This is a genomic window from Nocardia sp. NPDC050412, assembly GCF_044458825.1.
In the GTDB taxonomy this organism is placed as follows: domain Bacteria; phylum Actinomycetota; class Actinomycetes; order Mycobacteriales; family Mycobacteriaceae; genus Nocardia.
Genome location: NZ_JBITIJ010000001.1, coordinates 255,874 through 269,389, shown reverse-complemented (window position 1 = coordinate 269,389; position 13,516 = coordinate 255,874). Strand labels below are relative to the sequence as shown.

Here is a 13,516-nt window from a genome sequence, read left to right as displayed (position 1 = left end):
TTCGTCAACAGCCGAGGAGATCCGACAAGTGCCCGAGTTCCTCGACCTACATGGCCGCAGTTCGAAGATGCTGCGCGCACTAGCGGACCGCGAAATGCGCACGCATGGACTACATCTGGGCCAGAATCACGTACTGGCACTGCTGTGGGAGCAGGATGGTCGCACCCCGGGCGAGGTCGCTGCCGCGCTGAACGTCACCACACCGACCGTCGTCAAGATGGCCACCCGTATGACCGCTACGGACCTGCTGGAGCGCCGTCGCGACGACCACGACAACCGCCTCGTCCGCCTCTGGCTCACCGATAAGGGCCGCGCGCTCCAACAGCCGATCGAGGCACAGCGACAAGCGTTGGAGGACAAGGTGACCGCCGACCTCACCCCCACCGAACGCCGTCACCTCATGAGCGCCCTGCGCAAAATCCACGACACCGCGACCGAACTCCTCGGCGAGGCCGCACCCTGATCGCGCGGACTCAGTTCACTCCTGGCCGCTGGGACCGAATGATCTGCGCCAACCGTTCGTAATCGTCCGCGCGCGCCGTCGACGCGCGAAACGCCAGACCGAGCGTGCGCCCCGGCGCAGGTGCGGCGAAATGCGCGATTTCCAGTGTGCCGCGCGCGGTTTCGGCGGCCACCGCCATCTCCGGAATCAATGTCACCCCCAGGCCACCCGCCACGCACTGGACCACGGTCGCCAGCGACGCGGCACGGGTATCGCCGACCGCCCCCGGATGAGCATCGGCGGAGCGGCAGAACTCCAGGGTCTGATCACGCAGGCAATGGCCCTCATCGAGCAGCAGCAGCGGCAGCGCGTCCAGGGTGTCGGGTGCGATATCGGTGCGACCGGCCAGTTCGTGACCGCGCGGGGTCACCAGCACGAATTCTTCGGTGTACAACGGGATCTCGACCAGCCCCGGCGCCTCGGTGGGCAGTGCGAGCAGCGCGACATCAAGGACGCCGGTGCGCAATCCCTCCAGCAGCCGGGCGGTCTGATCCTCGATCACCTGAGGATTCAAGGCGGGCAATACCTTGCGCAATTCGGGCAGCAGATCCGGCAGCACATACGGGGCAACCGTCGGAATGATGCCGATCCGCAGGGTGCCGCCCAGGCTGTCACCGGTCGCCGAGGCGACGAATCGATCGGCCGCCTCGAGTGTCGCCGTAGCCTGCGGAAGCAGCCGCATACCCGCGGCGGTGACGAGCACCCGTCGGGTGCTGCGCTCGATCAGCTGCAGGCCGAGCCCGTGTTCCAATGCGGCAAGAGCCTGCGATAACGTGGGCTGGCTCACACTGAGCCGCGCGGCTGCGGTGCCGAAGTGGCGGTACTCCGCGACGGCCACGAACGCACGCAGCTGCGACAGGGTCGGCTGATAAGTCTGATCAGTCATGCCTATCAGTGTAGTGCGACTGATCACGTTTACCTTTCACCGGCCTTTGGGCAAGATCGTTGTGAGCTTTTCGATCCACTCGCTCTAGCAAACCGACTGACGAGGAGACAAGCATGGCTTTGCTGACCATCGGCGACCAGTTCCCGGCATACAACCTCACCGCGGTGATCGGCGGTGACCTGTCGAAGGTCGACGCTCAGCAGCCTGACGACTACTTCACCCGCATCACCTCCGACGATCACGCCGGCAAGTGGCGCATCGTCTTCTTCTGGCCCAAGGACTTCACCTTCGTGTGCCCGACCGAGATCGCCGCCTTCGGCAAGCTCAACGAGGAGTTCGCCGATCGCGACGCGCAGGTGCTCGGCGCCTCGGTCGACAACGAGTTCGTGCATTTCCAGTGGCGCGCCCAGCACGAGGATCTCAAGACCCTCCCGTTCCCGATGCTGAGCGACCTCAAGCGTGAATTGGCCACCGCCACCGGCGTTCTCAATGTCGACGGCGTCGCCGACCGCGCCACCTTCATCATCGACCCGAACAACGAGATCCAGTTCGTCTCGGTGACCGCCGGTTCGGTCGGCCGCAATGTCGACGAAGTGCTGCGCGTGCTGGACGCGCTGCAATCCGACGAGCTGTGCGCCTGCAACTGGAAGAAGGGCGACCCGACCATCAACGCGGGCGAACTGCTCGCCGCGAGCGTCTGAGCACTATCCGCACCACCTGAAAACCCCCGAACGAGAAGAGGATTCGCCGAATGAGCATTGAGACCCTGAAGAACTCCCTTCCCGAGTACGCAAAGGACCTCAAGCTCAATCTGTCGTCCATCACACGCACCACCGTGCTGAACGAACAGCAACTGTGGGGCACGCTGCTCGCGTCGGCGGCCGCGACCCGGTCTGCGACGACGCTGCGCGAAATCGCCGAGGAAGCCGCGGACAATCTGTCCGCGGAGGCCTACAACGCCGCACTCGGCGCCGCCTCGATCATGGGCATGAACAATGTGTTCTACCGGGGCAAAGCGTTTCTGGAAGGACGCTACGACGATCTGCGTGCCGGTCTGCGGATGAATATCATCGGCAACCCGGGTGTCGACAAGGCCGATTTCGAGCTGTGGTCGTTCGCTATCTCCTCGATCAACGGCTGCGCGCACTGCCTGGAGGCGCATGAGAAGACACTGCGCGAGGCGGGCGTCTCGCGTGAGGTGATCTTCGAATCGCTGCGTGCGGCCGCGATCGTCGCCGGTGTCGGCCAGGCCGTGCAATCCACGGAGACGCTGGCCACCGCCGCGGTCTGATATTTCGCCGGAAACGCGCAACGGCCCCGTCCGAATAGGACGGGGCCGTTGTCGTTTCCGCGCCGACCGGCACGTGTCGGAGCGCCTCGCTAGCCTGTCCGCGATACGCACCTCGCGAACAAGGGAGCAGGCCGATGGCTATCCGCACGCCGCCGACCGATGAGGACATCTGGGTGGTACCCGCCGCCTGGTGGTCGAAAACCGATCCGTTCCGCGGCCGGTGGCCCGCGCGCAGGGTTTCGGTGAATGTGGCTGCGGCACAGACGGTCTCCGACAAGTTGGCGCAGTCCACGGATCGGATCCGCGCTATCCTGAGCCATTCCGGCTCGCACAAGGTGCTCGCCGAACGGGGTGCGCGGTATCTGACTGATCGGCAGGCCGACCCACTCGGCGCGGCCGTATGCGCCGCGATCGGCATGGACACGAAGCTGTGGGGTGACAGGGCCCTCGGCCGCTACTACGACGACCACGCGGATCTGGCCGATTATCTGGTCGCCACCCATGGTCTCGGCTGTGCCGTGGCGACCGTGGCCGCACTCAGCGGCATCTGCGCGGAAGCTTCGGATACCTGGGGCGGGCAATCGAATCGCTTGGTGGTTTCACGTCCCTGCGATCCGCCCGCCACCCTGGTCCGCCGATTGCGCACTTTGCTGGCCGCCGCAAGGGAGATGGATTACGCCGACGCCTTGGACCAGGCACGGCAGCTGCGCCGCGAACCGCTCTCGATCCGGTTGCTCACCTCGTACCTGTTCCCCACCGAACAGGCCTGGGTCACACACGATCTCGCCGATCCGAAACTCACCGACGGATTCGGATCGATCTTCCTGCTCGCTTCGGTGACCGATTCGGCACACGCGCACCGCATCCTCGATCTGCTCGGCTGGCACTGGCACCTGCTGCGCGACAACAAATCGCTGATCTACAGTGTCGCGGCACATCTCGGCGCCGACGCCGCCTCGGTCCTCACTCGACTATGGGAGGCGGGTCAGGGCAATAGCTCCGCACCGGGACCGGAAACCCTGTCGCGCATCCTCGCCCACCTCCCCGCTGACGAAGCGATGGACTTCCTGGCCGGGCACTCGTGGCGCAACGTGACCGCTGCGGCGCTGCTCGCCTCGACCGAACGGTTTCCGGCACGTGCCATGCGTGTGCTCGGCGTACGGACCGCCCGGCAGGAGAGCGTCGTCGACTTCTGCCAGCATGTCCGCCGCCATCCCGAACTCGCCGTCGCCATGCGATACGAACTACCCGAAGCCGCACAGCAGTTGATCACCGAGAATCGGCCCGCAGAGCAGACGGTCGAAGAGGCTCCCGCCCGACTGGTTCCCGCGATCCTGAGCACACCGCCATGGCAACGACCGCGCCGTAAGCCGGTTGCCGCTATGGCGCTCGAAGTTCCTGCGGGCGTTGCTGTTTCGTGGCGCGCTGGCGAACGGGAGAAATGGCTCGACACCGTCGGCACGCTGTCCGAGGACGAGATACACGAGCGGCTGGAGCGCATTCCGCCGGGCAATGACTTTCTCAATGACTGGACATTGCAGGCACTAACCCAGGTCGACTTCGCGATCGCGGAACCGTATCTGCGCACCAGCACCGTGGGCTGGGGTCTCTGGTCGGCCACTCCACTGCTCGCACTCACCGCCGCACACGGTGCCGCGACGCACGATCTGATCATCGACACTGTCGTACGGCGACCACGCGACCACGCTGCGGCGATCGCCCCCTTCGAAAGTCCGGCCGTCGCCGAACTGGTCGTGGACTGGCTGCGCCTGCGCTCACGCCGCCGCATCGCACTGGACTGGTTGCGCCGCCATCCCGCCTACGCCGCGACCGCGTTCATTCCGGGCGCGATCGGCAAGGCGCGCAAGGCAAGACGCACGCATGCCGCGGCGCTGCGTACCCTGGTCACACTCGGCCACACCGATGCCATCATTGCCGCCGCGGCCGCATACGACGCCACCGCGGCGGTGCGCGAGTTGCTCGATACCGATCCCGCCGAGATCGTGCCCGCGCGGATGCCCGTTCTGCCACAATGGTTGTCGATTTCCGAGCTGCCCGCGATCGGGTTGACCGGCGGCCATGTGCTTCCGCCCGATGCGGTCGCCAATCTCGTTACGTTCATGATGTTGTCCGAACCCGGTGCGCCGCATGCGGCGCTGGCACGAGTTCGCGAAGACTGCGACGCGGCGAGTTCAGCCGCCGCGGCCGGTGCGATCCACAGCCAGTGGAACAGGGCGGGCGCGCCGTCGAAGGACACCTGGGTCTGGGAAGTGTTGGCCGCCTTCGGAAATGATGAGACGGTCGAGGAGCTGCTGCCGAATATCCTCTGGAGCGGGGCCAAGGACAATGCGCTCGACACTCTCGCCGCAATCGGTACCGAGCACGCCTTGTCGGCATTGATCACGTTGAGCGAGAAGGGCCGAAACGCGGCGGTCCGGGATGCGGCGCAGACCCGGGTCACCGATGTCGCGGACGAATTGGGTTTGAGCGAGGATCAACTCGCCGACCGCCTGGTTCCGGATCTCGGACTGCGCCCCGACGGCACGGCACTGCTCGACTTCGGGCCGCGCCAGTTCATGCTTGGCTTCGATGAACAGTTGCGCCCCACCATTACCGGTACCGACGGCACCCGCTACAAGGCGCTGCCCAAGGCTGGAGTTCACGACGACGCATACTCCGCCGCCGATGCGACCGCGACGTATCGCTCGATCCGCAAGTCCGTCAAGAAGTTCGCCGCCGACCAGATCCGACGACTCGAGCGCGCCATGGTCACCGAACGCCGCTTCACCCTCGACGAACTACGCACCCTGTTCATCGCACATCCGGTGCGCATCAACGTGACTCGCCGACTGATCTGGGCGACCTATCGCGACGACCAGGTGCTCGCCTCGTTCCGCATCGCCGAGGACAACTCCTTCACCGACGCCGGCAACGCCACCCTCGAAGTCGCCGAGGACGCCGTTGTCGGTATTGCCCATCCCCTCCACCTCGGCACCGAACTGACCACTGCTTGGGCCGATGTGCTCGCCGACTACGAACTCCTGCAACCATTTTCACAGCTCGGCCGGGAGGTGCACCATCCGGATCCGGAGCTGCTCGCCGGTTCCTCCGTGCCGATTCCGGCAAACGCCACTGTGCCCGTCGGCCACCCTGGTCCCGCAATCCGGCGAAACCGTCACCCTCGCGGAGCAAATGCTCGAGGCCGTGGCTCAACCGTTCGATATCGACGGTCACCACCTCACCGTCACCGCGAGCATCGGTGTCATGGCGGGACGCACCGAGCACACCACTGCCGACGAACTCCTGCAGGCCGTCGATACCACCATGTACTGGGCCAAGGCTGCCGGGCGCGGTCGCTACGCGGTCTTCGATGCCGATCGTGGCCGCCGCGAACACACCCGCGCCGAACTCTCGGCCGCCATGCCCGCCGCCCTGCTCCGCGACGAACTATTTCTGGACTACCAGCCCATCGTCGCCCTGCCCGACCAGCGGATGATCGCGGTGGAGGCTCTGGTGCGCTGGCGGCATCCGGAACTCGGCGTACTGGCCCCGGCGCAATTCGTGGACCTCGCCGAGGACAACGGCCATATCGGCGCATTGGGCGCGCAGGTGCTCGAGCGCGCGTGTCGCGACAGTCGGGATTGGCATGACCGCTTTCCCGGCCGGACGCCGATCGTGAGCGTCAATGTTTCCGCCGCCGAGGTCACCGATCCGACGTGGCTGGACCGGGTACCGGACGTCATCGCCGAGACCGGCATCCCGCCGGATCGGCTACAACTCGAACTGACCGAGCGGGCATTCATGCGCACCACCGGTCGCCCACTGCAGGCATTGCGCACGTTGTCCGAGGCCGGTGTGCGCATCGCCATAGACGATTTCGGTACCGGCTACTCCGATCTCGCCTACCTGGGCCAGCTGCCGCTCGATGTCGTCAAACTCGCAGGACCGTTCATCCGCTGTATCCGCACCCCGGAATCGCCCGGTGCCACCGATCTGCTGGTGCTCGAATCCATTATCGAACTGATCCATGCCCTCGGTTCACCCTCACCGCGGAGTGCGTCGAGACGCAATATCAGGCTGAGCGGCTGGAATCGCTCGGCTGCGACAGCGCGCAGGGCCGGCTTTTCCACCGTCCCATGCCGGTCGAGGAGATCACCGAACTACTGTCCCGCTGACGATCTCAGATTCGTTGCGCCGCATGTGCATTGACCAATGCGAGCAAGAATTCCGTTGGCACATCCGGCCATTCGGGGCGCCAACGACCAGCGAGCTGGTCTTCGTATACGGCAGCGAGTGTGGCGACCACGTGTGGTCCCCCATCCAGCAGATAGCGGACCGATCCGAGTTCGGCACACTGGGCGGTAACCGTTGCCAACAGGGTCTTTGCCGCATCGATGCGGCCTGCGGCGGCGAGACAGGCGATCAGCATTCGGCGCGCCTTCAGCAATTCCCTCGGCCGCTCGACTGTTTCGAGCAGATCCACCCATTCCTGTGCCCATGCGCAGGCGAGTTCGGTCTTTTCCGGTGTTTCCGCAGCGAGCAGCAACCGGATCGCGGTGAATTCCTCGTACAGTACGGTGAATTCGTCGATCGGATCGACCGGCTCGCGGCGATCTCCGTATTCGACCACGGGTAGCGGACCGAATTCCGGATGCGGCGGCAATCCGAGTCGCAGCCGCTCGTTCTCCACCTCGGCGCCCAGTCGCGGTAACGACATCGAACGGGCCACCCGCGCACCTTCGTTCAATCTGCGAATCGCGGCCGCGCGATCGCCGCGCAATGCTTTGATGCGGGCCCCGACGACATAGCGCGCCAATTTGAAATCGACGACACCGGCCTCGGGCCCCAACTTGTAACCTTCATCGAGCAGCCGCTCCGCTTCCGCGACTTGCCCACGCTCATAAAGCAATTCGCCCAGCAGGGATCCGGCCAACCGTGCGCCGTAGGAATGGCTGCCGCCGGACTGCTTGGCCACCTTCATCGCCTTGCGGAAGTACCGCTCGGCACTGGCGATATCGAGTTGCAGGCTCGCGGCCAGCCCGAGAAAGCACAGTCCGTGAATGTTGTTGTAGAAGCCCTTGTTCTGGCGCATATACGGTGCCGACCACTCCTGGATGCGCAGCGCCTCGTCGAAGTCGCAGCGATACCCCGCGGCGAAGGTCGCGACATTCGCGCCGATCGCCACCACATACGGTGACAGTTCCTCGGCCCGGAGAAAGCAGGGTGCCAACAGGTCGTCGACGCCGGCCAGCGCATCCGCGCGCACCGCGACCACCGCATGCACCACACCGGCCTCGGCCCGCAGTCGCGCGGTGTCGGCTTCGTCGAGTTCACCGAGGTCCAGCGTCGATTCCGCAAGGCGCAGTGCACGTTCGGCCGGTGCGGCCCGGTGCAGCAGGATATTCGCCCAGGCCAGATCCAGTTGCAGCCGTGGATGCGTTTCGATGATGTTGGCGGGCAGCTTGTTGACCAGACCGATGAGACTGGCGAACTGCCCATATTCGAGCAGCGACATCCCGTCCCGCTCGACTATCTCGATGGCCCGCTGCTTGTCCCCGGCCAGCAGGGCGTGATCGACCGCCTCGCTGACATGTCGATGCTCGGCCAGCCACCGCGAAGCCTCCCGATGCAGTTCGGTTATCCGTTCGGGCCGATCGCGTTCCAGCCGCTGCTGCAGGAAATCCTGGAACAGGTGGTGGTAGCGGAACCAATTGCCGTCATCGAGCTTGCGCAGGAACAGATCCTGGAGTTCGATCTGCTCCAGCATCGCCTGCCCGTCTGGTACACCGGTCAGCGCCGAGGCGAGTTCACCGCAGATCCGCGGCGTGATGGAGGTCGCCACCATGAAGTCGAGGATTCCAGGCTCGAGGGTGTCCAGGACGTTCTGCACCAGGAACTCGCTGATGGCGTGGTGACGGCCGGTCAGATGGCTGATCAACTCGCCGGGATCGTCACTGCCGCGCAATGACAGTGCCGCCAGTTGCAGCGCCGCGACCCAGCCTTCGGTGGATTCGGTGAGATCCTCGACATCGGCACGATCCAGGTCGAGTCCGCCCAGCTCGACCAGAAAGGTATATGCCTCCGCGACATCGAAACGCAATGCGCTGGGGGCAATTTCGACCAGTTCGTCGCGGGCCCGCATCGAACTCATCGGCAGACCGGCCTGATTGCGGCTGGTGATCACCAGATGCAATGTGGGACTGCAGCCTTCGAGCAGAAAGCGCAGTGCGCGCGTGGTGGCGGAATCGGTGGCGCAATGCCAATCATCGATGACGACGACCAGTTCCTCACCGCGGCGGTCGATATCGTTGATCAGCGAGGTCAGTACGTAGCGTTCGGATTCGTCACCGTGCTCCTCGAGCAACTCGCCGAGTTCGCGTGCGAGCGAGGGTCGCGCGGCGCGTATGGCTTCGATCAGATGCGAGAGGAACCAGACGACATTGTTGTCGTCGTGATCAACGGTCAGCCAGGCCACCGCAATGCCCTCGGCGGTCAGCGCCGCACACCATTGGGCGGCGAGGGTGGTTTTGCCGAATCCGGTGGGGCCGTGGATGACCGCGAGCCTACGGTTGCGACCGTTGCGCAGCAGCGCGAGCAGGCGCTGGCGATCGACCAGTGGGCGATTGGCCACCGGCGGCCGCAAGCGGGTGGCGGGCACGGGTGGGGTGACGGTCGATGACGTCGCCGAGGTGCGGCGGCGACCGGAGGTGGGCGTCGGCGATGGCCGATGCCCGACGGGTTCGGCGGTGGGTAGCGGGACCGGCATATCGTCGGGCGGCAGGCCGTGCCGCTCCTGGATCTGGCGCAGTTGCTCACCGAATTCGGCTGCGCTGGAGGGCCGTTGCGTGCGTTCACGCGACATCGCGGCTTCGATCGCGGCGGTAACGTCCGGGGGCAGGCCCGCCTCCCCCAGATCCGGTATCGGCTGTTTGGTGATGCGCAGGAACTGGGCGACCAACTGCTCGCCGTTGCGTCGCTCGAAGACCGCGTGACCAGTGCTGGCGCAGAACAGAGTCGAGGCCAGGCTGTAGATATCGGAGGTCACGTCCGGGACATGACCCTGCAGCACCTCGGGCGCGGTGAAAGCGGGCGAACCGGTGATCGTGCCCGCCGTCGTCTCGAAGCCGCCGACCAACCGGGCGATACCGAAATCGGCCAGCTGCGGTTCACCGTATTCGGTGAGCAGGATATTGCCGGGTTTCACATCGCGGTGCAGCAGGCCGCGCCGGTGCGCGGTCTCCAGTGCGCCCGCGATTTTCACGCCGATATGCAGCGCGTCCTGCCAGCCGATCGGACCGTGCTCCTGGACGCGGGTATCCAGTGAGCCGTGCGGGTGGTATGGCATCACGATGTAGGGCCGTCCGGTCGTGGTGGAGCCCACCTCGAAGACGCTGACGATATTGGGATGACCCGACAGCTTGCCCATGGCGAGTTGTTCGCGCACGAAGCGTTCGAGATTCTCCGATTCCAGATCGGCGGTGAGCACCTTGATCGCCACCATGCGCTCGAGCGCGGGCTGGGCACACCGATAGACAACACCGAATCCGCCACGTCCGATCTCGGCGGCATCGGTGAATCCGGCAGCGGCCAGCTCTGCCGCGAACCCTGAGGTGAGGTCGCGTTGCGTGGAAAGCGGATCGATATGCGACACGACGACCCCGATTACAACTACCAGCCAGCTACTTCGAGCATATTCCCGTCGCGACGATTCCGCGCGTGCTCGCCTAAGATGCCGCCGCATTGCCTGCGGTGCAGGCGATTCTGGTCACTGAATGCCCGGACCGCCGAAACTATTCGCGCCGCGCACGCCCGGGGGCTACTGGTTGGCGAACTATGTCACGATCCGTCCTCGGTGAGCCAGAATCCGGTTCGCTCGCGCCACAGGTCGAGCAGGGCACTGTCGCCGCTGATTTCGAGCCTGCCCGGGGCTGGGCGCTGGTAGACGAACCGAAGGAGATCGGCGGCACTACCACGTAGCATCACCGATGCCTGTTCGTCGGCGCGGCGGCGACCTCCAGCCACTCTTCGAAGCCATCTGCCACGACATCTTCCGGCACGTCGAGTTCGGCCTTTGCGGCCGCCGCGGCATCCCAGCCGTGCACCACCGCCTCGTGCAGTGCGCGCCGCGCCCAGAAGACCGTCGTACCACCGGGTCCCGGTGTCCAGACCTTCGTCTCGGGCCCGGACGTCGACAGGGTTTCGGCCAGCCGGGTGGCGCCTTCGGTGAGCCACGGCACGATCGCGCTGGATAGTCGGACAGATCGTTGAACTGTGCATCCGAGACCGGTCCCGCGGCGCGGGTGCGCACGATCGTCTCCATCCGGCGGTGGTAGCCGCCGATGTGCCGCAGCAGCTGTCCGAGGTTCCATCCCGGGCAGTCCGGCACCGGAAGCGCTGGATCGGCGTTCTCGACAAGCGATGCGAGCGCGCCGGTCTGCCTTGGGATTTCGGCACAGAGTCGGGCAAAGTGCAGCAATGCCTACCCTTCGGCGATGGCGGCGAGTCGGTCGATGGATGCCTGCAGCTTGGCGGGCGTGGTGGCGCGGGCGCGTGGGAGTCGGTTCTCGTCGGTCAATCGCGACCAGTCGTAGGTATGCGTGACCCGAGTGCGTGCCGCGTCCACCGGCTCGAGCTCCCAGCGCCACAGATGACCCGGCGGTTCGCTCGCCGGTTCCGCGGGCAGCCAGGCGATTCGGCGGCCCTCTTCGAATTCCACGATGTGGTTCTCGCGGATGTGGCCCTTGGTGGTGGTCATGGCGAAGACCTCGCCGACCTTCCGGACGCGTTGACCCGCCGGGGCTTCGGCCAGATTATCGTTGCCATCCCATCGCGGCTGTTGCGCGGGATCGGCGATCAGCTCGAAGATTTCATCCGCCGCGGCCGCGATCTCTCGGCTGGCGGAAACAATGCGTGGCACCTCGCTGTCGTCGGTCATGCCATGATCGAAGCATCCGAACGCGACTCCCGCCAGGGTTGTGTGGCGATTCCAACCGGGGCAATCAATTCGGGCTTTACGAGGGCTATTCCGGCGAGGTGCCGGGATCAGGCCTGCGGCGTCGTGGGCTCCACATCGATCCGTGGGAACGGATTCTCCGCTTCCAGCAGGTACCCGATCTCCAGCAAGGTGCGCTCGTCACCGTAGGCCGCACTGCACATGACGCCGATCGGGACACCGCTGGAGCCGATGCGCATCGGCATCGCTAGGGCGGGCGAGCCGGTCGCATTGTTCATCGGGGTGTAGCCCACATACGTCCGCAGCCGCTCGATCAGCTCTTCGGACGGCACTTTTGGATCGAGATAACCCAGCGGCGGGACCACATGGGTGACCACCGGCGAAAGGACGACCTCATACCGCGTGAATACCTCCGCATAGATCCGGTACGCCCGGCGCAGCCGGTGAAGCGCGGCCGGTGTGCGCAGGATGCGCTTGCGGTGATAGCGGCCGAGACCGCGCGTGAGATCGTCGAGCGCACGGCGATCGAATGACCTGCCGTGCAGGATCTTGCCGCCGATGGCCGACATATCGGCAAGGAACGCCCAGTACAACAGGAAGTCGTCGGCCAGGTGCGGCGGGAAGGGGACGGCCATCGGCTCGATGTGATGTCCGGAGCGTTCGAGCAGCTTTGCCGCGAACTCGACCGCGCCGCGGGTTTCGGCATCGGGTTCGGCACCGGTTCCCGCGGTGGTCAGCAGTCCGATGCGCAGGCGGCGGTCGGCCGGGCCATGCACTTCGCCGATCGGCACGAGATCCGGATTCCGCCAATACCGTTCGGCGGCGGCGGTATACGCGGCGGTATCGCGCACCGTCCTGGTCAACACGCCCTCGGAGATGAGCCTTATCGGCAGATGCTTGTCGAGGACGTTGTCCAGGTGTCGATATCGACTCGGTTTCAGTGCGACCAGTCCGGCGCATGCGGCCGGGATCCGCAACGATCCCCCGCCGTCATTGCCATGGGCGACCGGCACCACACCGGCCGCGACCATGGCGGCCGAACCGCCGGAGGATCCCCCGACCGAATACTCCGGATTCCACGGATTCCTGGTCGGCTCGGCGGCTTGGAATTCTGTCGTCGGGTTCAGGCCGAACTCCGGCATCCGTGATTTGCCGAGTACCGTCACCCCGGTGCTGAGGAACTGCGCGGTGTAGGCGTCGTCGCGAGCGGCCGGACGGGCCACAAATGCGGCGCTGCCCTGGTTGGTCGGCATGCCGGCGACATCGGCATTGTCCTTGACGAACGTCGGAACGCCATACCAGGCACCCGTGCGCTCCGACGCGTATCGCGGCCGCTCGACACTCGAGTACGCGATGGCATTGAGCTGCGGCTCCACCAGCGCCGCCCGGTCGATCGCCGCGCGGGCCAGTTCCTTAGAACTCACTGCTCCCGACCGCACCATGGCCGCCAAGGCGACGGCATCGTGGTCGGCCAAAACATCATCGGAGAATGCGTGTACTCGATCGGCCATAACACTGCCCGCAGCTGCGAATCACGGGTTCGGGCGCGTCGAACCCTGTCTAGTGGACGTTCGTCCAGATAGGGAAAATGATACGCGCCCAGCCTCCGAATCAGAAGTATCGACGTCGCCTCAGGCCTGCACGGGCGTTTACTCTCTCCGGACGTCCTGCGGCGAGAATATTGTTGGCGGCGTTGCGGTCCCGGTCATGGACGCAAAATACCGTTCCGCCGCCTCCTTCATCACCGTGAGCAACACGAGGCCGATGGCAATTCCCGATTGGGACCTGTCGTTGAACACCACCCTGGCACACCTGAATGCCCCTGCTGGACAGACGATCTGGCCTCAGCAGCACAGCCCGACGCGCCGATGCGATCGCCATTGC

9 protein-coding genes and 2 pseudogenes are annotated in these 13,516 nt (G+C 65.4%); 6 read left to right on the top strand and 5 right to left on the bottom strand.

Going from position 1 to position 13,516, the window contains the following annotated elements; genetic code table 11:
* Positions 1 to 28: 28 nt before the first annotated feature.
* Positions 29 to 463, top strand: a complete 435-nt coding sequence (locus ACIBI6_RS01225; RefSeq protein WP_364351905.1) for a MarR family transcriptional regulator — start codon at positions 29 to 31, stop codon at positions 461 to 463.
* Positions 464 to 473: 10 nt separating this feature from the next.
* On the opposite strand, the gene ACIBI6_RS01220 is transcribed toward ACIBI6_RS01225, so the two are convergent.
* Complete coding sequence (locus ACIBI6_RS01220) at positions 474 to 1,388, bottom strand: hydrogen peroxide-inducible genes activator (RefSeq protein ID WP_364351902.1); 915 nt, start codon at positions 1,386 to 1,388, stop codon at positions 474 to 476.
* A 113-nt stretch (positions 1,389 to 1,501) separates the two neighbouring features.
* On the opposite strand from ACIBI6_RS01220, the gene ACIBI6_RS01215 reads away from it, so the two are divergent.
* From ACIBI6_RS01215 to ACIBI6_RS01200, 4 genes and pseudogenes are all read left to right on the top strand, one after another.
* The gene (locus ACIBI6_RS01215; protein ID WP_396954961.1) at positions 1,502 to 2,089 is read left to right on the top strand and encodes a peroxiredoxin; all 588 of its coding nucleotides are present in this window, start codon (positions 1,502 to 1,504) and stop codon (positions 2,087 to 2,089) included.
* Positions 2,090 to 2,139: 50 nt separating this feature from the next.
* Entirely contained in the window at positions 2,140 to 2,679 is a 540-nt protein-coding gene (locus ACIBI6_RS01210) for a carboxymuconolactone decarboxylase family protein (RefSeq protein WP_396954960.1), read from the top strand.
* Between the two features lie 134 nt (positions 2,680 to 2,813).
* A pseudogene (locus ACIBI6_RS01205) lies at positions 2,814 to 5,768 on the top strand (DUF4132 domain-containing protein); the annotation flags it as partial.
* Positions 5,698 to 6,888, top strand: a complete 1,191-nt coding sequence (locus ACIBI6_RS01200; protein ID WP_396955248.1) for a putative bifunctional diguanylate cyclase/phosphodiesterase — start codon at positions 5,698 to 5,700, stop codon at positions 6,886 to 6,888. The pseudogene ACIBI6_RS01205 and the gene ACIBI6_RS01200, both read left to right, overlap by 71 nt.
* Here the strand turns inward: ACIBI6_RS01200 and ACIBI6_RS01195 are convergent.
* The gene (locus ACIBI6_RS01195) at positions 6,860 to 10,330 is read right to left on the bottom strand and encodes a protein kinase (RefSeq protein WP_396954959.1); all 3,471 of its coding nucleotides are present in this window, start codon (positions 10,328 to 10,330) and stop codon (positions 6,860 to 6,862) included. The two genes, ACIBI6_RS01200 and ACIBI6_RS01195, sit on opposite strands and share 29 nt — an antisense overlap.
* A 182-nt stretch (positions 10,331 to 10,512) precedes the next feature.
* Between ACIBI6_RS01195 and ACIBI6_RS01190 the strand changes: the two genes are divergently transcribed.
* Positions 10,513 to 10,656, top strand: coding sequence for a hypothetical protein (locus ACIBI6_RS01190; RefSeq protein WP_396954958.1), 144 nt, complete (start codon positions 10,513 to 10,515; stop codon positions 10,654 to 10,656).
* Positions 10,657 to 10,658: 2 nt separating this feature from the next.
* Here the strand turns inward: ACIBI6_RS01190 and ACIBI6_RS01185 are convergent.
* The 3 genes and pseudogenes from ACIBI6_RS01185 to ACIBI6_RS01175 all read right to left on the bottom strand — a co-directional run bounded on the left by ACIBI6_RS01185 (position 10,659) and on the right by ACIBI6_RS01175 (position 13,143).
* A pseudogene (locus tag ACIBI6_RS01185) lies at positions 10,659 to 11,065 on the bottom strand (maleylpyruvate isomerase family mycothiol-dependent enzyme).
* 93 nt (positions 11,066 to 11,158) lie between these two features.
* Entirely contained in the window at positions 11,159 to 11,614 is a 456-nt protein-coding gene (locus tag ACIBI6_RS01180) for an SRPBCC family protein (protein WP_396954957.1), read from the bottom strand.
* A 107-nt stretch (positions 11,615 to 11,721) separates the two neighbouring features.
* Entirely contained in the window at positions 11,722 to 13,143 is a 1,422-nt protein-coding gene (locus ACIBI6_RS01175; RefSeq protein WP_396954956.1) for an amidase, read from the bottom strand.
* Positions 13,144 to 13,516: the final 373 nt, after the last annotated feature.

Coding starts and splice junctions, on each gene's coding strand:
- ACIBI6_RS01220 (WP_364351902.1), bottom strand. CDS start 1,388: ATGACTGATCAGACTTATCAGCCGACCCTGTCGCAGCTGCGTGCGTTC.
- ACIBI6_RS01215 (WP_396954961.1), top strand. CDS start 1,502: ATGGCTTTGCTGACCATCGGCGACCAGTTCCCGGCATACAACCTCACC.
- ACIBI6_RS01210 (WP_396954960.1), top strand. CDS start 2,140: ATGAGCATTGAGACCCTGAAGAACTCCCTTCCCGAGTACGCAAAGGAC.
- ACIBI6_RS01200 (WP_396955248.1), top strand. CDS start 5,698: ATGTGCTCGCCGACTACGAACTCCTGCAACCATTTTCACAGCTCGGCC.
- ACIBI6_RS01190 (WP_396954958.1), top strand. CDS start 10,513: ATGTCACGATCCGTCCTCGGTGAGCCAGAATCCGGTTCGCTCGCGCCA.
- ACIBI6_RS01180 (WP_396954957.1), bottom strand. CDS start 11,614: ATGACCGACGACAGCGAGGTGCCACGCATTGTTTCCGCCAGCCGAGAG.
- ACIBI6_RS01175 (WP_396954956.1), bottom strand. CDS start 13,143: ATGGCCGATCGAGTACACGCATTCTCCGATGATGTTTTGGCCGACCAC.